This window comes from Xenorhabdus miraniensis, assembly GCF_002632615.1.
The window spans coordinates 77,897-102,176 of sequence record NZ_NITZ01000004.1 but is presented as its reverse complement, the minus strand read 5'-3'; the positions used below and the strand labels follow the sequence as shown (position 1 = coordinate 102,176).

The window sequence follows — 24,280 nt, the reverse complement described above, 5'->3', positions numbered from 1 at the left end:
TCCATTGCGCTTAGTTTTTATAAAATCAGTAACAAGATAGGCTTTAACTTAATTATATATTACGAAAACACGACCCTATCCCACTAATATCGCTCGCTTATTTTTGTTCAGAGATCTCTCACAAACTCTCATCTATATGATAATTTGGCTTCCCCATTGGGGTGCTTTAGAATGGCATTCCCATATCTGTACCGTTATCTTTCAGGAGCTTTTATTAATGAGCCAGTCCGAAACGCTTTACTCTCAGGCAAAACATGTGATCCCCGGCGGTGTCAATTCACCTGTACGTGCTTTTAACGGTGTTGGCGGTACGCCTGTCTTTATCCAACGTGCTGATGGTGCCTACCTTTATGATGTCGATAACAATGCCTATATTGACTATGTCGGGTCATGGGGACCAATGGTACTTGGGCATAATCACCCTGCCATCCGTAATGCCGTCATTGAAGCTGCTGAACGTGGCCTGAGTTTTGGCGCGCCAACCGCTGCCGAAGTGGAAATGGCAAAATTGGTCACAAAACTGGTGCCTTCCATGGATATGGTGCGTATGGTGAACTCAGGTACAGAAGCGACCATGAGTGCCATTCGTCTGGCTCGCGGTTATACCCAACGCGACAAGATTATTAAATTCGAAGGCTGCTACCACGGTCACGCTGACTGTCTGTTGGTTAAAGCAGGCTCCGGCGCCCTGACTATCGGTCAACCAAACTCTCCGGGGGTTCCTGCGGATTTTGCTAAACATACCCTGACTTGCATCTACAATGATTTGAACTCCGTTCGCGAATCCTTCGAAAAATATCCTGAAGAAATTACCTGTATCATTGTTGAACCTGTCGCCGGCAACATGAACTGTATTCCACCATTGCCAGAATTCCTGCCAGGTCTGCGTAATCTGTGTGATGAATTTGGTGCCTTACTGATCATTGATGAAGTAATGACAGGTTTCCGCGTTGCTCTGGGTGGTGCGCAGGACTATTACAATGTTAAGCCGGATTTGACATCGCTTGGCAAAATCATCGGCGGTGGTATGCCTGTAGGCGCTTTTGGTGGTCGTCGGGAAATCATGGAAAAATTGGCGCCAACCGGTCCTGTTTATCAGGCGGGAACTCTTTCTGGTAACCCTATAGCGATGGCTGCGGGTTTGGCTTGTCTGAACGAAGTTGCCCAAGCGGGTGTTCATCAGCGCCTGAGTGAATTAACCGATAAACTGGCTACTGGCCTGAAAAATGCCGCATCGACAGCAGGTATTCCTCTGGTTGTTAATCACGTCGGTGGCATGTTCGGTATTTTCTTTACCGATGCGGAAAGCGTTACCTGCTATCAGGATGTAATGAAGTGCAATGTAGAACGCTTCAAGCAGTTCTTCCATTTAATGCTGGATGAGGGGATTTACCTGGCACCCTCCGCGTTTGAAGCAGGGTTTATGTCCATTGCTCATTCAGATGAAGATATTCAGCGTACTGTTGATGCAGCAGCGCGTTGTTTTGCAAAACTGAAATAAAATACCCGCTTCCCTTCCTCAGACGCCACAATTTATCCCTACAATTCCGTGGCGTCTGAATAAAGGCTCACACCAAAGCCCGTATCGCCTGAATCGCTGACATTATCGCCAAAACACCAAGCAAAATCAGTACCAACCAGCGAAAATGCTGTGGGCTAATCTGTGATCTCAAGCGAGTACCAATAAAAAGAGAAAGCAAGGATAACGCTGTTAGTATCACTACCGGCCATAAATAATCCGAGGAAAACAGTGCGAACGCTTCATGGTGTAATACGATTAATTGGCTGATCTTGCCAAGTAAAAAACACAAATTCGCTGCTCGTGCAATTTCATGGCGATCACTGCTCATGGCCAATAAGCACATAATTAAGATAGGTGACATCGCATTGGTTGCGCCGCCAATAATACCAGCAGCTAAACCAAATAGAGATAAAACAGTGGGATTTTCTGGCAAATGCAGCTTACTGCTATGCGTACTATTAATAATGTAAAATGCAATTACACCGCTCAGCAATAATTGCAAATAGGCTGGATTAATTAAAAATAACAGTTTCGCACCAATAAAACTGCCGAGCAGTGAAAAGAAGGCTAACAAACCATATTTATATAAAATATTACCAATCTTTCCGCCCGATATTACACTAAAGATATTAACCAATAATGTTGGCCATAAGGCTAATACAACCGCCTCTTTTAATGGCATAAATAGGCTTAATGCGGTTGTACTGGCTATCGGAAAGCCGATACCACTAATGCCATGTAATAACGCAGCGGTAATAAAGAGTAAGGATAAAACAACAATATTCATGCTATCACCCACACATAAAAAACGACTGCGTTTTTAATTCATGTAGCACACCAACTCCCAGCATATAAACATATCCCATGAATAAAAATTAATATCAAAATTGTGCCATAGTCTATAGCAGACAAAATATCTTGATACTTTTTTTTGCGATGGAGATTGAATATCCGAATAAGGAACCAGGTTGTTACCTCAACTTCGTTTCGTTATCTGGGATACAATATGCCATTGACAGCATACTATCCAGAACTCACCGTAGATTCTGCATCTTAAAATGGTTGTCAGCTTAGTTAAATGTTGAATATTGGATAAAATGATATCAAAATACGATACTACTTACTTATGAACAAACGTCACCAAAAAACTCTGTCAGATGTGTTTACCAGACCTGTCAACGGCTCTATAAAATGGTCTGATATTGAAGCACTTTTTACCGCATTAGGCGCAGAGATCCATGAACGGGAAGGTTCCAGGATCGCAGTTTTGTTGAACGGTGAAAAGCGTATTTTTCACAGGCCACACCCCAGACCGACTACTGACAAGGGAGCGGTTAACTCTATTCGTATCTGGTTGGATAGCTTAGGAATAAAACCATGATGAATAATACACTTAAAATAGATGGTCACACGGCTGTTATCTCTTTCGATCCGGACATAGAAATGTTCCGTGGCGAGTTTATCGGCTTAAATGGTGGTGCTGATTTTTACGCTTATAGCGTTGATGAACTGAAAAAAGAAGGCTCGATATCACTGACAATTTTTCTGGATGAATGTAAGAAAGATGGTATAAAACCCTACAAAACTTACAGTGGTAAAATTGCAGCCCGGTTGACACCAGAACGTCATCATGCTTTAACGATCACCGCACAAGCCACAGGTCAATCTCTCAACGAACTTTTAAACGAAGGCGTTGATCTCGTGATAGAAAAACACTCTTGATCTCAATATAGAGCAAGATGAGGTTTATAAGGGCACTATTGAATTAAGTAATTTATCCATCCCCACTATCACAAATGGGGATGGTATTTTATAACTATATTATTACTTATTACTATTATTACTGACCAAACATCTCACGCAGCCAGCCCGGCGCTTCTTCCCCATTTTCCTCTATTGGCTGTTGCTCTGATTGCTGACACAAAGCCTGTGGATCGTCTGTCCAAACCGGTAATATCCTTACACCATTACCCGCACAATTGAAGCTGCCATCTTCATTGACTGACATATCCACGATACCTTCCGGCGGACGGTTATTCAGCATCAATGGCGTTTCGTTTTCCAGATAACGCTCGTAAATCTTTAATGCTCCCGTCGCCCCCGTCAACTTGGTGGGACCATTGTTATCGCGCCCAGTCCAGACAATCGCCACTTCTTTACCATCAATTCCTGTAAACCAACTATCACGAAGATCATTGGTCGTTCCGGTTTTCCCTGCCAAATTATATTTGCCATATTTTCCAACCAATGAACGGCCAGTGCCTCGCGCTATGACTTGCTGCATACCGTATAATGTCAGATAAGCAGCCTGTGGCGGAATAGCCCGCTCTGCCTGTGGGTAGCTCTGGTAAACCACCGTACCATCTTCGGCAATGATAGAACGCAAGGCGGAGAGTTTTGCACGATTACCGCCGCTGGCAATGGTCTGGAACTCTTGCGCCATTTCCATTGGCGTTAACTCAATCGCACCCAATAACATGGCGGGAACCTGTTTGATCTCTTTCGCAGGAATTCCCAGAGAGATTAAGGTACTGGCAATGCGATCCAACCCAACATCCAGCCCCAAGTTCACCGTCGGAATGTTCATCGAGCGTGCCAACGCATCTATGATCATAACGCGCCCGCTAAAAGTACGGCTAAAGTTCCTCGGTTCCCAAGGTTTCCCCCCGGTCTGAGGGATAGAAATAGGCTCATCTGCCAGCCAAGTATTCAGGCGATATTTATCCGGCTGACTCAATGCCGTCAGATACGTCGCTGGTTTGGCAAGAGAGCCGATCAAACGGCGGGCATTCAATGCCCGGTTAAACCCGGCATATTGCGGCTGGGAACCGCCTACCATCGCACGAACTTCGCCACTGAAACGGTCAACGACAACCATTGCCCCTTCCAGATCTTCAATATTACGGGCTTTCCGTAGAGCGGTAACGCCTTCTTCTACCGATTTTTCCGCCGCAAACTGTGCAACCGGATCTAAAGTGGTAAAGATTTTCACACCCGATAAGTCATTAACTTTATCGCCTAGCTTTTCCTGTAGTTCCTGACGCACTAACTGCATAAAAGCAGGTTGTGGTGTAATTCCCTCATTTTTCAGCTTCACACCCAATGGGCGGGCGCTCAATTCATCATATTGTTGCTGAGAGATAACGTTTCGGCTCTGAAGAATTTTTAACACGACATTACGGCGTTCCAGTGTCACTTTGGGATTGCGCCAGGGGTTATATAAAGATGCCCCTTTGACCATCCCCACCAGCAACGCCTGCTGATCCAAAGTCAGTTCCCCAATCGGCCTCCCAAAATAGTACTGGCTCGCCAGAGGGAAACCATGGATTTGCTCGTCACCACTTTGCCCCAGAAAGACTTCGTTCAGGTACAGTTCAAGGATGCGATCCTTACTGTAACGGGCATCCATCAATAACGCCATGTAGGCTTCATTCACTTTACGGCTCAAGGTACGTTCATTGGAAAGAAACAGGTTTCTCACCAATTGCTGCGTCAGGGTACTTCCCCCTTGAACCGTGCGCCCCGCCATTAAGTTAGCCAATGCGGCACGGACAATGGAAAGCGGCCTGACTCCGTCATGTTCATAGAAATAACGATCTTCTGTTTGCAGTAGAGCCTCAACCAATGATTGAGGGAAGTCCGGGCGCGAGATAAACAGGCGCTGCTCGCCATTCGGCGATTGCATCATTGTGATCAGTTTCGGATCAAGGCGGAAGAAACCAAACTGACGTTGATTTTCCAGGTTTTGAATGCTGGAAAGGTGATTATTATCAAAGGTCAATCGGGCTTGAATTTGCCCTTCTTTACCATCAGGGAAATCAAATGGACGACGCAGCATCTCAATGCTATTACCCTTGACAATGAATTCACCTGCACGGGTGATTCTGGTCACTTTCCGGTACTGCATCCCTTCCAGTAAACGGATCATTTCATCCTTACTGTAATTCATGCCGGGTTCGAGGTTAACCATCCGGCCATACACTGCGGCAGGTAAATCCCAAACTTTACCGTCAATACGCTGGCGAATTTTGTTATCCAGATAAACACCATAAATAACAAACAAGACTATCAACACAATAAAGACTTTTAACAGCAGCCACAAAAACCAGTTCCCTCTATTCTTGGGGGGGCGGACCTTGGATGGTCGGGAATTCTTCCCTTTTTTAGTCATGACTTCATCCTCATCGTCGTCAAAATCATCATCTTCATCATCTTTATAATCATCATAGTTATCCCGCCGATCGCGTTTTTTTGATGCGCGCCCGCGACGAGGCCCCGATTTTTTACCTTTGCGTCCGATTGGCTGACGATCATCATCAGACATACCGAATTCTCCAATGTTTACAATGCAGTAATATGAATTAAAAGTAATCACATATATTTTTTCACGCGCTTCGTCGGCGCCGTGTTGGCAGGATCATCTGGCCATAAGTGTTTGGGGTAACGCCCTTTCATCTCTTTTTGTACTTCACGGTAAGCGCCCTGCCAGAATGCAGCGAGATCTTGCGTGATCTGTAATGGACGATGGGCAGGAGATAATAATTCAATGACAACCGGAATTCTCCCTTTCGCCAATACCGGATTTTGCTGCTCCCCATACATTTCTTGCATTCTGACTGACAGGACGGGCGGCTTATCGTTAAAATATCGGATAGTGATCCTGCTCCCAGTTGGCACAGTGTAATTAGTAGGCAATTCATTATCCAGTATTTGCCGTTGCTGCCAATCAAGCAAACTCATCAGGCAAGATGAAAGTTCAATCTGACGCAGCCCTTTCAAATCACCGATGCCTCCCAACGCCGGAAGCAACCAGTGCTCAAGGGTATTTAGCAAGGATTCATCGTCAACCGTCGGCCACTCTACTTCCGGCAGCCATTCCGTTGCCCTTTGCAAACGAATACGCAATTGCAACGCTTCCTGTGACCAATTCAACGCTGATAAACCTTCCTGCCGAACCCAATTCAGCAAGGCTTCTTGTAATTCCGATTCTGAAGGTTTTGCCAGAGGCTGAGCTTTGACAACTAAACGCCCACATTGCAAACGTTTCCATGCCCGCAACGAGCCTTTGTTATCATCCCACTCCACGGCTGTATGTTCAGTAAACAGAAGCGGAGATTGTCGTAAGGTATGTTCGATATCTAAAGGGCAGGCAAGCGATACTCTGGCATCAGGCGTATTAAGCTGCTGCAACGATGGAATAACCAACCAGCCTTCTCCCGAAAGTGGTTCCTCACGCTCCACCATGACACCCAAACCATTAGCGAGCTGAAAACGTCCAAGGTTATCACGGTTTTTGGCGATCCTGTCTGGAAATCCCTGTACCAATAATTCAGGGATAGCAGCAAGGTTAATGTTCTCTGTATAATTCTCAGTGCCTTGTTTTCCATTCTTGCCCACAAGATTCCTGATAAGCTGATTAGCCCGTTGCTGCCAATGGCGCTGATTTGATGTCATCCAATAAGTAATATCAGGTTGTCCACGGCGAGGGGGTTCTTCCAGAATCGCAACCAATTTTGCTGCCGTTGCCAATGCCGAACTGTCTTGTTCCTTTTCTGCACACTCTTTACCTGAACATAACATTGCCGCCAAACGCGGTTCGCTACCGGATTCCGCCATCCGCCAACCACGGGCAGTCAATTGTTGATATTCATCCAATGCCCCCAATCGCAATAACAACGATGCTGCAACAGCTAATGCAGGTTGTGGAGGGTTATCCATCCACTGGAGCTGGCGACTGTCACGGCATCCCCACTGTAAAAGGGAAAGCAACAGACTGCTGAGATCTGAATGCAGGATTTCCGGTTCACTGTGTTCCGTCGCCCTTTCTGCTTGCTCTTGACTGAACAGATGCCAACAAACGCCTGACTCCAATCGTCCGGCGCGTCCTGCCCGCTGAACCATTGATGCCTGGCTGATGCGCTGAGTGATTAAACGCGTCAGGCCGCTTTTCGGCTCAAACCGACTGGTACGTTCAAGGCCGCTATCTACCACCAACCGGATGCCTTCAATCGTCAAACTCGTTTCTGCAATATTGGTTGCCAACACAACCTTACGCATCCCCATTGGGGCTGGCGCTATCGCCTTGCGTTGATCTGACAGCGACAATGCACCATACAGTGGGCACAATAACGTATCGTCGCTGACCTTTCCTTCCAGCTGCGAAAATACCCGCTGAATTTCACCGATACCGGGCAGAAACAGCAACAGTGATCCCGTCTCCTGCTGCAATAAACGCAATACTGCCGACGCGACTGACTGTTCGAAAGGCTGATGAGCAGGAAGCGGATGATAAGATCTTGCAACCGGATAGCTACGCCCTTCTGATACAATCACTGGCGCATCCGGCAACAGAGAAGAAAGACGCTGATTATCCAGCGTTGCAGACATTACCAGAATACGCAAGTCATCCCGCAATCCCTCCTGTACATCAAGCAACAACGCCAGCGCTAAATCCGCCTGCAAACTACGCTCATGAAATTCGTCAAGAATGACGAGAGAAACACCGCTCAATTCAGGATCTTGCTGGAGCATGCGGGTTAGAATCCCTTCCGTCACCACTTCAAGGCGTGTCGAAGCACTGACTTTAGTTTCAGAGCGCATCCGATAGCCCACGGTCATACCGACAGGTTCATTCAATTGCTCAGCAAGGCGTTCAGCCACACTCCGCGCGGCAATACGCCGAGGTTCCAGCATAATAATGCGGCCTGCCGATGGTGTTTGATTCAGAATCGCCAATGGTAATCCGGTCGATTTTCCTGCCCCTGTGGGGGCATGTAGCAGCACCTGTTTCGACGTTTGCAATTTAGCAATAACGGATTCTACGACGTCATAAATGGGTAATAACAAAGGATCACCATAATGGATTAACTTTCAACAGATGCCATTGTAGCATTAGCATCTTTGATTTCATTTCATCGAATTTCAGGTTACTGAGATTGTCGATCACGGGTTATAAAGGAAAGTTTATGGAATTTTCGCCACCCCTAAAGCCTGCCACTTTAATCCGCCGTTATAAGCGCTTTCTGGCAGATGTCCTTACACCAGAAGGAGAAACACTTACCATACACTGTGCCAATACGGGTGCAATGACAGGTTGTGCTACACCGGGAGATACTGTCTGGTATTCCACATCCGACAATCCCAAACGTAAATACCCGAATAGCTGGGAACTGACGCAGACTCAAAATGGGCACTGGATTTGTGTCAATACCCTCAGAGCCAATGATTTGGTCTATCAAGCCATTGAAAAAAAGGTAATTTCGGAATTATCTGGTTATGAGCAAATTAGCCGTGAGGTGAGTTATGGAAAAGAGAAAAGCCGTATAGATTTATTGTTACAATCAAAACAACGAGTTAATTGTTATATTGAAGTCAAGTCAGTAACGTTGTTACAGGAAAATTATGGTTATTTTCCCGATGCGGTAACAATTCGCGGGCAAAAACATTTACGTGAGCTATCATTGATAGCACAACAAGGTCAGCGCGCTGTCCTGTTATTTGCTGTTTTACATTCTGGGATCAGTCAGGTTGCGGCAGCAAAACATATTGACCATGATTATGCTTTTCTTTTGGAACAAGCATGTAATTCAGGGGTCGAAGTAATTTGTTACAAGGCCAACATGACAGAAGGCAGGATGATACTAAGTGACAAATTGCCTTTTTTATCAATAGGATAATTTGTAAACAGATCATGCTGACGAGGTTAGTTTTGCGATATATTTAAGCAGTAAACATGTCTGCCTTCACAGCATTGCAAAACTAATGGCAGGAACAATTGCCAACCTCGCAGTCATCTGCTATTTATAGCGGCCTATTTTTTCCCCCTGCTGTTGGGGGGCCGTTTGATAGTGCGTGTGTAAGGAGAAGCATTATGCAAGAAGGGCAAAAACGTAAAACCTCGTCCTTGAGCATTCTCGCCATCGCTGGGGTAGGACCCTACCAGGAAAAGCCAGGCGAAGAATACATGAACGATGCCCAGTTAGAGCATTTCAAGCTGATTCTGGAAGCATGGCGCAATCAACTCAGGGATGAAGTAGACCGTACTGTATCTCATATGCAAGATGAGGCAGCAAACTTCCCTGATCCAGTTGACCGTGCGGCGCAAGAAGAAGAGTTCAGTCTTGAATTACGTAATCGGGATCGTGAGCGTAAGTTGATCAAAAAGATCGAGAAAACGCTGAAAAAAGTCGAAGAGGACGACTTCGGCTATTGTGAGTCCTGTGGGGTTGAAATCGGCATCCGCCGTTTAGAAGCTCGCCCAACAGCCGATTTATGTATTGACTGTAAGACGTTGGCTGAAATTCGCGAAAAGCAAATGGCTGGCTAACAAAATAGGGTTAAGTACGGCGCTGAACAGCGCCGTATTCCCCTACATTGATCCTGATATGATTCAATCTGAACACTCCTCGTTATATATTGGGCGCTTCGCTCCGTCACCTTCCGGCGATCTCCATTTCGGTTCCCTGGTGACTGCACTGGGCAGTTATCTGCAAGCACGTGCCTGTCATGGGAAATGGCTGATGCGTATTGACGACATAGATCCCCCACGGGAAGTACCCGGAGCCGCCAATCGGATATTGAAAACCCTTGAGCATTATGGCCTTTACTGGGATGACGACGTTCTTTATCAATCCCAACGCCATGAAGCCTATCGTGCCATCCTCGATCAGTTAAAACAGCAGGGAAATAGCTATTGCTGTACCTGTACCCGCCAGCGCATTCAACAACTGGGCGGTTTTTATGATAAACACTGTCGTCATTCACACTTACCGAGCCATAATGCGGCAATTCGCCTGAAACAACACCATCCGGTTCATGGTTTTTGCGATAAATTGCAAGGGCACATCACCGTGTCTATGGCAATGGCGGAAGAAGATTTCATTATTCATCGCAAAGATGGGTTATTCGCCTATAATCTTGTCGTTGTTATTGATGATAACTATCAGGGCGTCACTGAAATTGTCAGAGGGGCAGATTTAATTGAGCCAACGGTTCGCCAGCTATCTCTGTATCAGCACTTGAATTTTAAAATGCCGGATTATGTACATTTACCTCTCGTGTTAAATAGAGAAGGAAATAAGCTTTCTAAGCAAAATCATGCCCAACCGATCCCTCTGAATGATCCAAGGCAAGTGCTTATTGATGCGTTATCATTTTTGAATCAACCAATTATCGTAGGCTGGCAGGACCTCTCTACAGAACAACTGCTACAGCAGGCTATCGACAGTTGGAATATAAACACGATTTCGCCAAAAAACATAACCTATTGCCAATTTAAATAAAGTGTTGCTATTAGCGCTGTAAGCATTCTCAAAAAATGTCCAGTAAGTTATGATTGGCGGCTGTTTTTTGTTTTAATTGATTAGTCACTATCGAGGTGTCCCATTTTTAACCGAGTAGCAACTTTCTGCCGTAATTTGCTGATCCGCGATAACAGGGTAAAACGCGACGCACAGGCAGTCAGTGAAAGGCCAGCCACCGTATCTGACCATTCTGCTCAAACAGAGAGCAGTTCTCTGCGTAAACGTCGCAGAGGAAATCATTCATCTTTATCACATGCCGACAACGACAAAATGAGGAAAAAATCCGCCAAGGAAAAACCTTCGGACTCCCCGATCACTGTGATCCCTCGGGAACAACATCCGATTTCACGTAAAGACATTAGTGATAATGCCCTGAAAGTTCTGTATCGCCTGAATAAGTCAGGTTTTGACGCCTATCTGGTCGGCGGTGGCGTTCGTGATCTATTGCTGCACAAGCAGCCTAAAGATTTCGATATAGCCACCAACGCCACACCAGAGCAGGTGCGTAAATTGTTCCGCAATTGCCGTCTTGTTGGCCGCCGCTTTCGCCTGGCCCATATTATGTTTGGGCCGGATGTCATTGAAGTTGCTACCTTCCGCGGGCCACATGAGCAAGTTGAAAGTAATGACCGGAACCAGTCACATAAAGCCCAGAGCGGCATGTTACTGCGTGATAATATCTTTGGTTCGGTTGAAGAAGACGCAGCCCGTCGCGATTTCACGATCAATAGTCTCTATTACGGCATTGATGATTTTGCGCTGCGGGATTATGTCGGCGGCATGGCAGATCTCAACGCAGGCATTATCCGCCTGATTGGTGATCCAGAAACACGTTATCGGGAAGATCCTGTACGTATGCTGCGGGCCGTTCGTTTTGCCAGCAAACTGAACATGACCATTGAACCAGCCACCGCCGAGCCGATCCCACGCCTTGCATTTCTGTTGCAGGACATTCCGTCAGCACGCCTGTTTGAAGAATCACTGAAACTGTTACAGTCGGGGCAAGGTTACAACACCTATAAATTGTTGCGTGAATATCATCTGTTCCAGCCATTATTCCCCATGATTCAACGCTGTTTCACCCAATGCGCTGATTCTCCGATGGAAAAACTGTTGGCACAGGTTCTGAAAAATACCGATTACCGCTTACAGAATGACAGGCGGGTTAACCCGGCTTTCTTATTCGCTGCCATGCTTTGGTATCCATTACTCGAACATGCGGAAAAACTGTCACAGGAAGGCGGATTACAGTATTACGATGCTTTCGCACTGGCAATGAATGATATTCTAGATGAGCAGTGCCGTTCGATTGCCATTCCGAAGCGACATACCACAACCATGCGGGATATCTGGTTACTTCAGCTTCGCTTGCCGCGCCGTCAAGGAAAGCGCGCGAATAAGCTGATGGAGCATCCTAAGTTTCGTGCTGCATATGATTTACTGGAGTTACGTGCCAGTATTGAACCACGCCATGAGCTGAAAGAGCTGGTACAGTGGTGGGCTGAATTCCAACAGTCAACACCTTCGCAGCAGCGTGGAATGATATCAGAACTGGGTAATGAACCCATTCGTCGTCGGACACGTTCCCGCCGAGGTGGACACGGTGGGTACACTCGCCAAAACAGGAACAATGGTTAATATGACGCGGGTTTATATTGCCATTGGCAGTAATTTGGCCGATCCTTTGCAGCAAGTTGATAATGCACTTGCTGCTTTGAAAAATATCCCTGATACCACTTTTGTTGTTCGATCATCTTTTTATCGGACTAAACCCATGGGGCCACAGGATCAGCCTGATTATCTCAACCTTGCTGTCGCATTGGAAACTCAATTGCCACCAGAGACTTTGCTTGATCACACTCAGGCAATCGAACTGGCGCAAGGCCGTGTTCGCAAAAATGAACGCTGGGGGCCAAGAACACTCGATCTGGATATCATGCTGTTTGGTGATCATATAATTAATACTGAACGCCTGACTGTTCCCCACTATGGTCTAAAACAGCGCGAATTTATGCTTTACCCGCTTGCAGAAATTGCACCGGATCTTGTGTTCCCCGATGGAGAAACACTGGCAGAACGATTACAAAAAGTCCCAGAAAATGGCCTGATGCTTTGGTTATAGCTCGCATATTTTGTAATTCAACATCTCATACAGCCGTGGCCGATTTCTGGATAATCAGGGCCTATCCTATTGGGTGCTTTCTGAACAAGCCAATGGGATAGGCCCTATACCTAATGAATTTCAGGTTGCAACTACGATCACAACATGAAAGATAGTGGGTATAACTATTCAGGAGATAATAATGAAACCAACCACCCTGGCTGACCTACGTCAGTTAAAAAAAGAAAAACGTAAGTTCGCAACTATCACCGCTTACGATGCCAGTTTCGCCCACCTTTTCGCCGAACAAGGCATCAATGTCATGCTGATTGGCGATTCACTGGGTATGACTGTGCAGGGGTTCGATTCTACCTTACCCGTCACAATGGAAGATGCCATTTACCATACTCGTTGCGTTCGCACTGGAGCACCGGATTCTTTCTTAATTACAGATATGCCATTCATGAGTTACGCCACACCAGAGCAAGCTTGTGAGAATGCAGCCAAGCTCATGCGTGCCGGTGCCAACATGGTCAAAATTGAGGGTGGAAGCTGGCTCTGTGATACGGTGAGAATGCTGACTGAGCGTTCTGTTCCTGTCTGTATCCATTTAGGCTTAATGCCGCAATCCGTTAATATCCTTGGCGGGTATAAAGTTCAGGGTCGTGATGAATCATCCGCAAATCAATTAATGGCCGATGCTATCGCCCTAAAAGATTCTGGCATGCAAATACTGTTGTTAGAATGCGTTCCTGCCGAGCTTGCACGTCAAATTACCGACCAGCTCACCACAATCCCAGTGATTGGAATCGGTGCCGGTAATGGTACAGATGCTCAAATTCTGGTTATGCACGATGCCTTGGGCATTACCGCAAGACCACCTAAATTTGCCAAAGACTTTCTCAAAGAAACTGGCAATGTCAGGGATGCTATCCGCCTGTATAAAGAACAGGTAGAAAGCGGAGCCTATCCCGACCAAGCACATTCATTCAAGTAATTCTCTCCAGCATGACTGCTAATTAAAGGAGTACAGCAATGCTGATTATAGAAACAATCCCAATTTTACGCCGTGAGATCCGCCGTTGGCGTCAAGCTGGCAAGCGTATTGCTTTTGTCCCTACGATGGGAAATCTGCACGATGGCCACATGGCATTGGTTGATACCGCCAAAACGCAGGCTGATGTTGTTATTGTCAGTATTTTCGTCAATCCAATGCAATTTGACCGGGAAGATGATCTGGTCAATTATCCCCGGACCTTGCAAGAAGATTGCGAGAAACTCAGCCGTCACAATGTTGAATTAGTCTTCGCACCCAGCGTTGGCGAAATGTACCCGAACGGTTTAAACAGCAATCAAACGTTTGTCGAAGTGCCAGAGCTATCTCATATGCTTGAAGGTGCCAGCCGTCCGGGGCATTTTCGTGGCGTTACAACGGTTGTCAGCAAATTGTTTAATTTAATCCAACCCGATTTGGTTTATTTTGGTGAAAAAGATTTTCAGCAATTGCAGATTATCCGCAAAATGATTGCAGATATGGCTTACGACATTACATTGGTATCCGTGCCTATTATCCGTGATAAAAATGGATTGGCTCTGAGTTCACGTAATAACCTCTTGTCTGCTGAAGAGAAAAAAATTGCACCGTTGCTGAATAAGGCCATGCAGTGTATAGCGGAACGCTTAAGGAACGGAGAACGGGATACAGAGCGGCTGATTGAATTAACCTCTGCGCATTTACGGGAAGAGGGCTTTATGCCTGATGAATTGTTTATCCGCGATGCAGAAAATCTGGCTCCATTGACAGCACAAAGCAAAAAAGCCGTGATCCTTATGGCTGCATGGTTAGGCCAAACAAGACTGATTGACAATCAGCAGGTTGATTTGGCTGACTGATCTTAATGGTGGGATATGTGTGTTGGCAGAATAATATAAGTGACGCGCATGTCCCTAAGTCATATTTCCTCAGTATTTATAATAATCCCTTCATTAGTTCAGTTATCTCTTTTAGAAAATGAATAATTAATTCATATTTACAGAAGAAAACTTTTGATAATCAGGTCAATAATAAAAAGATTATTTCAAGTTAGTGATTACGCATAAATATCGTTTTACCAATGATTAAAATGTGACGAATTTCACCTATCAAAAACGATCATGCTTTTTTTCCAAAATTTAAATATAAAATTTCGATTATTAATCAAAGGCATAAACAAAATTAACCCCAAGCGCTTTTAGATTTAAAACCCATTAATTATAAAAAAACAGAATTTAACACTAAAATGGTAATCATTTTAACTTTTTACGCTGTTATTGTCAGATGCTGGTTTTTATTTCACTCGATTTAGTTTGGTCTTGACTCATTTGTTATTTATTATTTCCCCCATTTTATTTACTACAAATCAGCCGATATATCCGGACAACAAAACTCCTTCAAATTATCGCAACACAGCGTATTGCACCCTTAATTAACCAATTGGTCGGAGACAATGTGAGTTAAATTTAAATCTTGTGCCTGAATGTTATGGCCTGCGTTGCTATCAGGCGGGATAGTCTATTTCATCACGTTCCATCATCTCAGGGAGACAGAATAAATGTCAGTGAAAAAGCACCTCACACAATTGAAGAAAGGAAAAACGCTGTTAGAACAAGGCCAGCAAACGACGCAGAGGGTGAAACAGGCCAAAGGGCTGTTGACGGGAGCGGGGGGGAATATTGCTGCGGGTGCCGGTAGCATGATCAGCGGCATGGGCGGCGGCTTTGCCGGTGGACAGGGACAAAAAGCCGGGCTGGCTGCCCAAGCCGCCGCCGGTGACACGACGGCAGGCAAAATGTTGCAACAAATCGGCCAGCTATTGGGACTGGGTGGCACTGATCCCAGCGGCCTGTTGTTCACCCTGACCGCAGGCGGGTTGCCGGCACAGACCTTTGTCGTCACCGACTTCAGCCTGAGCGAACACTTCTCGCGTCCCTTTGTGCTGGAAGTGGGGCTGGCGAGCGCCGACCCCGCCATTGACTTCCCGCTGGTGCTGGACCGCACGGCGACACTGACCATTCTGCAAAACGGTATCGAACAGCGCAGCATCACCGGCACCGTCACCCGCTTTGAGCAGGGCAACACCGGCCTGCACCAAACCACCTACCGGATGAGTATCCGGCCGGATTTGTGGCGCACGACCCTGCGGCAGAACTCGCGCATCTTCCAGCAGCTCAACATCGCCGGCATCATCACCAAAATCCTCAAGGAGCACAGCATCCGCGACGTGGTGTTTAACCTGCGCCACCCGCATCCGGAGCGCGAATTCTGTGTGCAGTATCAGGAAAGCGATTTCGATTTCCTGCAACGGCTGACGGCGGAAGAGGGCATTTTCTACTTCTTTGAATGCAGCAACGGGCGCAACACGCTGGTGTTCGCCGATGACTGCGGCTCAGTGCCGCCGGGCATCCGCCTGCCCTATCAGCCGGGTGAGGGCAGCACGCTGGGCGAACCGGCGGTCAACAGCCTGACCAGCAGCGCGCAGGTACGCCCGGCTCAGGTGCAGCTTAAGGATTACACCTTCAAGAACCCGGCCTGGCCGGCAGAATTTCACCAGCAGATGCGGGACGAAAACCTGCAACAGCTGTACTACGAGCACTACGACTACCCGGGCCGTTTCAAGGACGAGGCGCACGGCAAGGATTTTACCCGCTACCGGCTGGAAGCGCTGCGCAGCGACGCCGTGACCGGACAGGGCAGCGGCAATGCCATCGCCCTGCAACCGGGCAAACTGTTTATTCTCGATAACCATCCCCGGGCAGACCTGAACCAGTCATGGCAGACCGTTTCCGCCAGCCACAGCGGCAGCCAGCCGCAGGCACTGGAAACTGCCAGCTCAGGCTCCGGCACGACACTGAACAGCCACTTCTCTTTCATCCGCCAGAACCAGAACTGGCGCCCGGCACCGTTGCCCAAACCGGTGATTGATGGCCCGCAGATTGCCAAAGTGGTCGGCCCGGCGGGGGAAGAGATTTTCTGTGATCAGTATGGCCGTATCCGCCTCCAGTTCCCGTGGGACCGCTACGGCAAGAGCGACGACCAAAGCTCCTGCTGGATACGGGTCAGCCAGCCGTGGGCGGGTCAGGGCTGGGGGATGCTGGCCATCCCGCGTATCGGGCAGGAGGTGGTGGTGGACTTCCTGCACGGCGACCCCGACCAGCCGATAGTGACCGGACGGACTTACCATGCCAGCAACATCCCGCCGGGGGCCTTGCCGGGCAGCAAAACCCAGATGGCGTTCCGCTCCAAAACCCACAAGGGGCAAGGGTATAACGAACTGCTGTTTGAGGATGCCAAGGGCAGTGAACGGCTGGCACTGCACGCGCAGAAAGACATGAACACCAAAGTGCTCAATAACCGCGATACCCATGTCCTGGCGAACCACACGGAAACGGTGGAGAAGAACCAGGCCATCAAAGTCAATGCGCACAAAACCGAGATGGTGAGATTCACCAGCACAGAAACCATCGGCATGGCCTACGCACTGACTGTCGGGGCCAGCATGAATACCACCGTCGGGGCCAGCCAGACTGAGCAGGTCGGCAGCCATAAATCCGTTGCCGTCGGTAATACCCTGTCCATCAAGGCCGGTGACGTGATTGAACTGAAATGCGGTGCCAGCGTCCTGCGTATGGACAGCAGCGGCAAAATCACCATTCAGGGCAGTGAGTTCAAGTTTGAGGCCAGTGGCCCGGTACAAATCACCGGTAAAGACATCGACCTGAACTAACAAGGACAGACAGAGATGGAATTTCGTAACCTCACCCCCTTTGCGGTGATGAATTACTCGATGCTCGATGTCGAAGATACCGAGCATCATGTGGCCGTGATGAAAATCGGCTACCAACTGCTGCCTGCCGGACTGGGGGAATACAGCGCCGAATTGCTGCCCGCACCGCCGTTGTGCTTACAGGATGAATATCGCGGGCTGATGAATGCCTCACAGGTCTTGCAGGAAAGTGACCTTGCCCCGTTTAAACCGCGCTGTGACGTCATTGTCAATGGCACAGCGTATCCGCCTGATGGCCGCCCCTGTAGCGAATTTCCCGTGCGGTTGCAGGTAAAAACCCAGCAGGGCCAGGCCCTGCTCGATAAAACGCTGACCATAACCGGTGAGCGGGAATTTATCCGTGACACCGGCGGCAACTGGCAACTGACGGAACCCAAACCCTTTACCACCCTGCCGCTGGATTATCGCTATGCCTTTGGGGGCGAGTGCAAAATTCAGGCCGATGAGAAAGCGAGCCAATACCTCAAAGAGAGTGACCGGCTGACCCCCGAACAGCGCCAGCAGCATCCTGACGGTGAAAAAGCGCCGATGGCTCAGGCCACTTGTGAAACCAATCCGCTGGGCACGGGGTTTATCACGCCGTGGTACGCCAGCGCCAAACAACTCACCCGTTACCCTGCCCCGCGTATTACCCAACCGGATGCGCCCTTCACGGCCCAGCATTTTGCGGCGCAACTGAATGGAACGTTACCGCCCGATACGCCGGCCTGTCAGCCACAGGGCATGGGCTTTATCGGCCGCCCGTGGCTGCCCCGCCGCCCGTTGGCCGGCACTTACGATGCCGACTGGCTGGCACACCGCCATCCCTATCTGCCAAAAGACTTTGACTTCGGCTACTGGAATGGTGCGCCGGCTGACCAACAAATTGACTGGCCGGAAACCGATATTGCTATCACGTTAAGCGGCCTGACTCCCAACGGGGATCTGCATGTCCGCCTGCCGGGACACCGCCCGTTTATCCTGCTGCGCATGCACAATGGCATGTTGCTGCCTGTCCCGATGCGCCTTGATACGTTAATTATCGACAGCGAGGCCAGGACGCTGCACATGACCTGCCGTCTGAGCGTCAAAGCCTCCCTGCCCATCCGGGTCGCCGAAGCCCGGTTTGAAATCAACCCGGATGCGCCGTTGCTCAAACTGGCCCCACTGGACGAGGAAAAAAAGGATGGCTGATAACTACATCGCCCGAACCGCCGGCACATGGATGATTGTCGGCATGCTGCCGGACGTGTGCAAAACCCCGATGGGGTCGTCGACGCCACCTATTCCCTATCCGGTGGTGGCGAAACTGGCGGACAGCTCAGTCCCGGAGAAAACTGTGCGCGCCAATGGCAAACCGGTGGTGGTGTTTGCCCAGAGTTTTGTGCCGCAAACCTTAGGTGATCAACCCGGTGTGGCTAATGGCGTCAAGAGCGGCACCGTCGGTGGCAAATGCCACCCGAAAGATCACACCCGCACGGTACGGGCCGGCAATAAACTGGTGCTGCGCCACGGGGATAAATTTTGGATGAATGGGGCATAGGGAGGGAAAGCTATGTCAGAAAAGATTATTGTCACACCGGATAGCGCTGAGGTTAGAGCTGAAGAATATTGTAAAGAATTTAACATCCGCACACAGGCTGAGGCGGAGAAAGCGCTAAGCAATGCAGATACCTTATATCGGCAAAGTTCCCGCTTTTACGGTGATTACGGAGACGACCCGGAATTAGACGTTTACTATAATCAGGCAGATGCTGACTTCACCGCTCAGGATTTTAAGAAAACGGCTCAGAATACTGTTGAAAAATTCAAAAGTGGTGAGTTTCCAAAGAAAGAATGGGAAGAAGAAGAAAAAGAAGAAGACGGTCATCCCGAACCTAATGCAGCGTTGCCTCAAAAGACGCGGAACGACAGCCCGACGGGTGAAGGTAACACGCTGGGCAGTGTTGTCGGGCAAGCCGGTGCCGCACAAAATACCCCCCATGATGCCAATCCGGCCGTTAAACCTGAAGCGCCGGCGGAAAAAGGCATGTGGGATAAAGCCGTTGACTGGTTTGGGGAAACCGCCGATGACATCAAAAAATGGGCTGATGAGAGTAAACATAACCTAGAGGAAGCTTGGAATAATCCCGGGGAAGCGGCTATCGGGGCAGGAAAAGCGCTCTGGAATACCGTGCCTGAAATGGCAGAATTGTTTGGCAAGGGGGCGGTGATAGCCGTGACGGGTCCCGCCGTTGCAGCCGAAAAAACCTGGGAATATCTGGGCGGCGCTCCTGCCGGCATTGCTGAAATGCAGCAAAAGGCCGTGGCGGCGGTGAATGCGGATGCCATTAAGCTGGAAATGAAAAGCGATGCCGAAAGAGGGGGTGCCCTCGCTTTTGATATCGGCAGTATAGCTATAGGAGGAGCAGGGGCACTTAAAGGCGCCGCAAAAGGCACCGCAAAAGCCACAGCCAAAGCTGAAAGCAAGGTGCTGAGTGAAGAAGCCAAAGCCGCCGAAAGCGCAGCCGGGGCCAAAATCAAAGGCCAATCACCGGAAACCGCCAGCCCCACGCCCGCTAAACCCAAAAACAACGAAAAAGACCCCGTTGATAACTCGTCCAGCAACAAAGAAGGCAGTTGTACCGGAACCTGCGATGTAAAAGGTGAACCTGTCGATATGGCCACCGGTGACTTCCTGCAAGTCTGGCCGGTTATCTCCATTCCCGGACTGTTGCCCATCACCCTGACCCGCACCTATCGCTCCACCGCCAAGTACCGCGGCCTGTTTGGGCCGAAATGGGCGGATGACTGGTCACGCCAGCTCGTGCTGAGCGGCGGCAAGGTGAATTTCACCGATGCTGATGGGGTAATTTATGATTTCACCACACCGGAGGATCAGGTCCTCGCCCGTAACCAGCATATTCCTCATTACGTGTTAACGGGTGAGCTGACTGGCGAACTGAAACTAACCGACCGTCAGTCTCAGCTCACTTACCATTTTAATCACACGATCGGCGCTCTTCGTAAACTGTCCGCGATCACGGATCGCCGCCAGAATGCGATCCGCTTTATCTATGATAAGCAGTCACAACTCATTGAAGTCACACGCACGGATGGTTTCCGGCTGGTGCTGGCCTATCAGAGCCAGCAACTCCAAACCGTGGATTATCTTGACCAGCAAAAGCAACAACGGCTGGTGACCTGCTACTATGATCCGCAAGGTTACCTGCATGAATGTGAAGCGTTTCAGCATAATCACCTGTGGCATGAATATGACGCGCAGGGGCGGATGATCCGCTGGCACGATACCGATCAGACCGATGTCTATCTCACCTACGATGATCGGGGACGGGTACTCACAACTGCAACCACCAGTGGCTATTGGAACGACCATTTCCACTATGACGATCAGGCGCGTATCACCACCTATCGGGATGCCGAAGGCGGTGAAACCCAACACCATTACGACCACAACGGGCTGGTTCTCCGTGAAGTTGATCCGCTGGGCCGCATCACCCGCCGCCAGTGGCGCCATAGCCACATTGTCTGGGAAGCCGATCCGTCAGGCGGTATCACCACGTTCGATTATAACCCTGACGGGGCACTGACCGAAGTCAAGCTGCCGACCGGCGATACTTTTTATTATGGTTATGATGAACACGGGCAGCTGATTGAAAGTGTCCTGCCGACAGGCGATCGCTGGCAATTTCATTATGACGGGCAGGGCAACCTGACGGCACTGACGGATCCGTTGGGGCACAAAGAAGAATACCACTACGGCACCCACGGTGAATTGCGCCAGCGCTTGCTACCAGATGGCCGCCAATGGCACTATGCCTACGATGAACAGCAGCGGCTGGCCGCCGTGATGACGCCGGACGGTCAGACCACCGGTCTGCAACTGGACGAACTGGGCCGCCTGCGCCAACTCACCGATGCCCTCAAACAGCAAACGCACTATCGTTACAGCCACGACCACGCCAGCCTGAACGGCAGCCTGACCGATGTTGAACTGCCGGATGGCACCACGCAGCAACTGGCCTATGACAGTGAACGGCGTGTGGTGGCAGTGACTGACGGCGAAGGCCGTACCACCCGCTACACTTACGGCGCGTTTGATCTGCTGACGCAGGTGACCCGGCCCGATGGCACTCTCTTACACTTTGGTTATGACCGTCTGACCCGGTTGAATTCTGTGACAGCCTCCACCGGTGAAACCTACCGCTATGAGCGGGATGCCGCCGGGCAGATTATCCGGGAAACCGATTTTACCGGACGAACCCTCGACTATCAGTACGATAAATTGGGGCGACGCACACAAGTGCAGTATCCCGATGGTCAGCAACTTCGCTGGCACTACTCCGCTGCGGGCTTACTGGTCAAACAGGAAAGCTGGCAGCCGGAAGATAACCAGCTGGTGCTCAAAGACACCACCACTTACGAATACAACAAACGGTATCAATTGGTGAAAGCCACGAACGCCGATGCTATCGTCGAGTATGAATATGATAAGACCACGGGCCTGCCGGCCTGTGAGCGTATCAACGGGCGGGAAATCACCCGTGAATGGGACAGTCTGACCGGACGCCCGGTCAGTGAAAGTGTGGAGGGCAATACCCTGCACTTTGGCTATAACCTGTCGGGGAGTCTGAATCATTTTCAGCTTAACCAGCATGCGCCCCTGACCTTGCAGCATGATGCACTGGGACGGGAAACAGTACGCGAAAGCGCCCACGGGTTTATCCTTGCCAGCCGCTACACCGCGACCGGATTGCTGGCCCATCAGTCGGCCGGGCAGGCCACCCAATTTTTCCGGGAAACGCTGGCACAAAATGACCCGCACTTCCCGCCACAAGCGACCGCGGTCAACCGGAGCTGGCAATATGACCGGGCCCATAATGTGCGGGTGATTGACGACAGCCGCTGGGGACAAACCCGCTACCGTTACAATACTAACGACCAGATACTGCATACCCTGTTCGAGGGGGCGCGTCCGCACGAAGAACAATTTAGTTATGATGCCAACGGCAACCTGAGCCAACATCTGCCTGTGGATGCCTACGGCGCGATGGCACAAATCACGCAGCGCCAAAAAGCCGGGCGGGTGGTGCAGCAGGGAGATATCCGTTATCACTATGATGACAATGGCCGTCTGGTGGAAAAAACCGAACAACGTGACGGCTTCCGCCCGCAAATCTGGCGCTACCGCTGGGACACCCAAAACCAGCTGACCCACTGTGAAACCCCGGATGGGTCGCGCTGGCAGTATAAATATGACCCTTTTGGCAGACGGCTCCAAAAACTGAAAATTCACGATGGTAAACTGGCCGCGGCTAATTTACAGTTATGGCTGGCAGGCAAACCGGATTTAGCGCCAAGAATTGATGCGATCCTGGGGCAGGATTACCTGTGGAGCGGCGACCAGCTGATTGAGGAAACACCGGTTTATGCCGACGGTACGCCGATAGAAGATCAGCGTATCCGTTGGTTATATGAACCCGGTTCCTTAACGCCGTCGGCCCGCTTTGAGCGCGGTAAGCTGCACTATATCGTCAGTGACCATCAGGGCACGCCGAGGGAAATGTTGTCCGAGGAAGGGGTACTGGTCTGGGCGCAGCGGCTGACGACCTGGGGTAAAGCGGAACGTTTTCAGGTCATCGCCTCCAATAATCCGGATTATCATGTTGACTGTCACTTCCGGTTTTTAGGGCAGTTTGCGGATGAGGAGAGCGGGTTAGTCTACAACCGGTTCCGTTATTACTCGCCGGAGACCGGGCAGTATATTTCGCCTGACCCGATAGGGTTGATGGGTGGGTTGAATCCGTATGGCTATGTGCATAATCCGCTGTCTTGGGTTGATCCGTTTGGGTTAGCTCCATGCCCTACATTACCTAATGGCCAAACAGTTGCAGAATTTGAAAAAAGCCTCTTTCGCTTACCTGTACAAGAAAGAGTGCCTGTAGTAAGAGAAATGGCAGAAAGTGTTTCCAAAGAAAACAACTGGAAAAGAGCCAAGAATATCGAAAAATTAAATAAGGGAAGAATAATATATCAGGATGACAAATATTATTATTCTGTTGATACACAACATGGCCGGTTTGAAAAAGTTGCTCAAAAACGAGGGAATCATTTAGGCGAAGTAGATATGAAGTTAAATGATATACCTAATAGTATTGATAAAAGTGGCGGACATGATTTAAAGGTAAAATAATGACAGTGAAACTCATTGATTACAAATCTGACAGCATTTCTAGAGGATGTGTTTTTAGATTTCCTGCGGTTTGGCCATATGAAAAAGTTTTAGACCTTTTAGTAGTTAATATTCCAGATGATTATTCTAGGCATGGTCTGGTTGTATCGACTGGACATAAAGCAGGGCTACTATTAATTCAATTACCTAAAGAAAGTGAATATACAGATAAAGTGGCCTTAAAAAAAGAATGGATAATATCAAATTGGAACAAGTGGATTTATCCTGAATGTGACGTAAATGATGTATACATTATGGAACATTACTCACCACCATTAGCAATCAAATAAACTAAATATCTACTTATTAAGGCCGGAAAGA

Annotated in this window: 18 protein-coding genes; 15 read left to right on the top strand and 3 right to left on the bottom strand. The window is 48.9% G+C overall.

What is annotated here, in order from left to right:
- Nucleotides 1–217 precede the first annotated feature (217 nt).
- On the top strand, nt 218–1,501 hold the full coding sequence (gene hemL, locus Xmir_RS05545; protein WP_099113414.1) for a glutamate-1-semialdehyde 2,1-aminomutase: 1,284 nt from the start codon (nt 218–220) through the stop codon (nt 1,499–1,501).
- 67 nt (nt 1,502–1,568) lie between these two features.
- Here the strand turns inward: hemL and Xmir_RS05540 are convergent, their stop codons facing one another.
- A complete protein-coding gene (locus tag Xmir_RS05540) occupies nt 1,569–2,309 on the bottom strand; it encodes a sulfite exporter TauE/SafE family protein (RefSeq protein WP_099113413.1) in 741 nt (246 codons plus the stop codon).
- Between the two features lie 339 nt (nt 2,310–2,648).
- On the opposite strand from Xmir_RS05540, the gene Xmir_RS05535 reads away from it, so the two are divergent.
- Both Xmir_RS05535 and Xmir_RS05530 read left to right on the top strand, forming a co-directional pair.
- A complete protein-coding gene (locus Xmir_RS05535; RefSeq protein WP_099113412.1) occupies nt 2,649–2,903 on the top strand; it encodes a type II toxin-antitoxin system HicA family toxin in 255 nt (84 codons plus the stop codon).
- Nucleotides 2,900–3,244: a type II toxin-antitoxin system HicB family antitoxin gene (locus Xmir_RS05530; RefSeq protein WP_244170865.1), complete on the top strand. Its 345-nt coding sequence runs from the start codon at nt 2,900–2,902 to the stop codon at nt 3,242–3,244. Before Xmir_RS05535 ends, Xmir_RS05530 begins: the two co-directional genes overlap by 4 nt.
- A 118-nt stretch (nt 3,245–3,362) precedes the next feature.
- Here Xmir_RS05530 and mrcB read toward each other — a convergent pair whose 3' ends face one another.
- A complete protein-coding gene (gene mrcB / locus Xmir_RS05525; RefSeq protein WP_099113411.1) occupies nt 3,363–5,846 on the bottom strand; it encodes a bifunctional glycosyl transferase/transpeptidase in 2,484 nt (827 codons plus the stop codon).
- A 47-nt stretch (nt 5,847–5,893) separates the two neighbouring features.
- Nucleotides 5,894–8,368 carry an ATP-dependent helicase HrpB gene (gene hrpB / locus Xmir_RS05520; RefSeq protein WP_244170864.1) on the bottom strand — a complete coding sequence of 825 codons (2,475 nt, stop codon included), beginning with the start codon at nt 8,366–8,368 and terminating at the stop codon, nt 5,894–5,896.
- Between the two features lie 119 nt (nt 8,369–8,487).
- On the opposite strand from hrpB, the gene sfsA reads away from it, so the two are divergent.
- From sfsA to imm45, 12 genes are all read left to right on the top strand, one after another.
- A complete protein-coding gene (gene sfsA, locus Xmir_RS05515) occupies nt 8,488–9,198 on the top strand; it encodes a DNA/RNA nuclease SfsA (RefSeq protein WP_099113409.1) in 711 nt (236 codons plus the stop codon).
- A gap of 194 nt (nt 9,199–9,392) precedes the next feature.
- Nucleotides 9,393–9,848: an RNA polymerase-binding protein DksA gene (gene dksA / locus Xmir_RS05510; protein WP_010845119.1), complete on the top strand. Its 456-nt coding sequence runs from the start codon at nt 9,393–9,395 to the stop codon at nt 9,846–9,848.
- Nucleotides 9,849–9,906: 58 nt separating this feature from the next.
- Nucleotides 9,907–10,803, top strand: a complete 897-nt coding sequence (gluQRS, locus tag Xmir_RS05505; protein WP_099113408.1) for a tRNA glutamyl-Q(34) synthetase GluQRS — start codon at nt 9,907–9,909, stop codon at nt 10,801–10,803.
- 291 nt (nt 10,804–11,094) lie between these two features.
- Complete coding sequence (gene pcnB, locus Xmir_RS05500) at nt 11,095–12,462, top strand: polynucleotide adenylyltransferase PcnB (protein ID WP_244170871.1); 1,368 nt, start codon at nt 11,095–11,097, stop codon at nt 12,460–12,462.
- Between the two features lies 1 nt (nt 12,463).
- Nucleotides 12,464–12,946: a 2-amino-4-hydroxy-6-hydroxymethyldihydropteridine diphosphokinase gene (gene folK, locus Xmir_RS05495; protein WP_099113549.1), complete on the top strand. Its 483-nt coding sequence runs from the start codon at nt 12,464–12,466 to the stop codon at nt 12,944–12,946.
- A 181-nt stretch (nt 12,947–13,127) separates the two neighbouring features.
- A complete protein-coding gene (panB, locus tag Xmir_RS05490) occupies nt 13,128–13,922 on the top strand; it encodes a 3-methyl-2-oxobutanoate hydroxymethyltransferase (RefSeq protein ID WP_099113406.1) in 795 nt (264 codons plus the stop codon).
- A gap of 38 nt (nt 13,923–13,960) precedes the next feature.
- Nucleotides 13,961–14,818 (top strand): pantoate--beta-alanine ligase, encoded by an 858-nt coding sequence (gene panC / locus Xmir_RS05485; protein ID WP_099113405.1) that lies wholly within the window; start codon nt 13,961–13,963, stop codon nt 14,816–14,818.
- 698 nt (nt 14,819–15,516) lie between these two features.
- Nucleotides 15,517–17,688, top strand: a complete 2,172-nt coding sequence (locus Xmir_RS05480) for a type VI secretion system Vgr family protein (protein ID WP_099113404.1) — start codon at nt 15,517–15,519, stop codon at nt 17,686–17,688.
- A gap of 15 nt (nt 17,689–17,703) precedes the next feature.
- Nucleotides 17,704–18,921: a DUF2169 family type VI secretion system accessory protein gene (locus Xmir_RS05475; protein ID WP_099113403.1), complete on the top strand. Its 1,218-nt coding sequence runs from the start codon at nt 17,704–17,706 to the stop codon at nt 18,919–18,921.
- Nucleotides 18,914–19,270 carry a DUF4150 domain-containing protein gene (locus Xmir_RS05470; RefSeq protein ID WP_099113402.1) on the top strand — a complete coding sequence of 119 codons (357 nt, stop codon included), beginning with the start codon at nt 18,914–18,916 and terminating at the stop codon, nt 19,268–19,270. Before Xmir_RS05475 ends, Xmir_RS05470 begins: the two co-directional genes overlap by 8 nt.
- A 12-nt stretch (nt 19,271–19,282) precedes the next feature.
- Complete coding sequence (locus tag Xmir_RS05465; protein WP_099113401.1) at nt 19,283–23,920, top strand: RHS repeat-associated core domain-containing protein; 4,638 nt, start codon at nt 19,283–19,285, stop codon at nt 23,918–23,920.
- Nucleotides 23,920–24,249 (top strand): Imm45 family immunity protein, encoded by a 330-nt coding sequence (gene imm45 / locus Xmir_RS05460; RefSeq protein ID WP_244170862.1) that lies wholly within the window; start codon nt 23,920–23,922, stop codon nt 24,247–24,249. Before Xmir_RS05465 ends, imm45 begins: the two co-directional genes overlap by 1 nt.
- Nucleotides 24,250–24,280 lie beyond the last annotated feature (31 nt).

Coding starts and splice junctions, on each gene's coding strand:
- hemL (WP_099113414.1), top strand. CDS start 218: ATGAGCCAGTCCGAAACGCTTTACTCTCAGGCAAAACATGTGATCCCC.
- Xmir_RS05540 (WP_099113413.1), bottom strand. CDS start 2,309: ATGAATATTGTTGTTTTATCCTTACTCTTTATTACCGCTGCGTTATTA.
- Xmir_RS05535 (WP_099113412.1), top strand. CDS start 2,649: ATGAACAAACGTCACCAAAAAACTCTGTCAGATGTGTTTACCAGACCT.
- Xmir_RS05530 (WP_244170865.1), top strand. CDS start 2,900: ATGATGAATAATACACTTAAAATAGATGGTCACACGGCTGTTATCTCT.
- mrcB (WP_099113411.1), bottom strand. CDS start 5,846: ATGTCTGATGATGATCGTCAGCCAATCGGACGCAAAGGTAAAAAATCG.
- sfsA (WP_099113409.1), top strand. CDS start 8,488: ATGGAATTTTCGCCACCCCTAAAGCCTGCCACTTTAATCCGCCGTTAT.
- dksA (WP_010845119.1), top strand. CDS start 9,393: ATGCAAGAAGGGCAAAAACGTAAAACCTCGTCCTTGAGCATTCTCGCC.
- gluQRS (WP_099113408.1), top strand. CDS start 9,907: ATGATTCAATCTGAACACTCCTCGTTATATATTGGGCGCTTCGCTCCG.
- pcnB (WP_244170871.1), top strand. CDS start 11,095: ATGAGGAAAAAATCCGCCAAGGAAAAACCTTCGGACTCCCCGATCACT.
- folK (WP_099113549.1), top strand. CDS start 12,464: ATGACGCGGGTTTATATTGCCATTGGCAGTAATTTGGCCGATCCTTTG.
- panB (WP_099113406.1), top strand. CDS start 13,128: ATGAAACCAACCACCCTGGCTGACCTACGTCAGTTAAAAAAAGAAAAA.
- panC (WP_099113405.1), top strand. CDS start 13,961: ATGCTGATTATAGAAACAATCCCAATTTTACGCCGTGAGATCCGCCGT.
- Xmir_RS05480 (WP_099113404.1), top strand. CDS start 15,517: ATGTCAGTGAAAAAGCACCTCACACAATTGAAGAAAGGAAAAACGCTG.
- Xmir_RS05475 (WP_099113403.1), top strand. CDS start 17,704: ATGGAATTTCGTAACCTCACCCCCTTTGCGGTGATGAATTACTCGATG.
- Xmir_RS05470 (WP_099113402.1), top strand. CDS start 18,914: ATGGCTGATAACTACATCGCCCGAACCGCCGGCACATGGATGATTGTC.
- Xmir_RS05465 (WP_099113401.1), top strand. CDS start 19,283: ATGTCAGAAAAGATTATTGTCACACCGGATAGCGCTGAGGTTAGAGCT.
- imm45 (WP_244170862.1), top strand. CDS start 23,920: ATGACAGTGAAACTCATTGATTACAAATCTGACAGCATTTCTAGAGGA.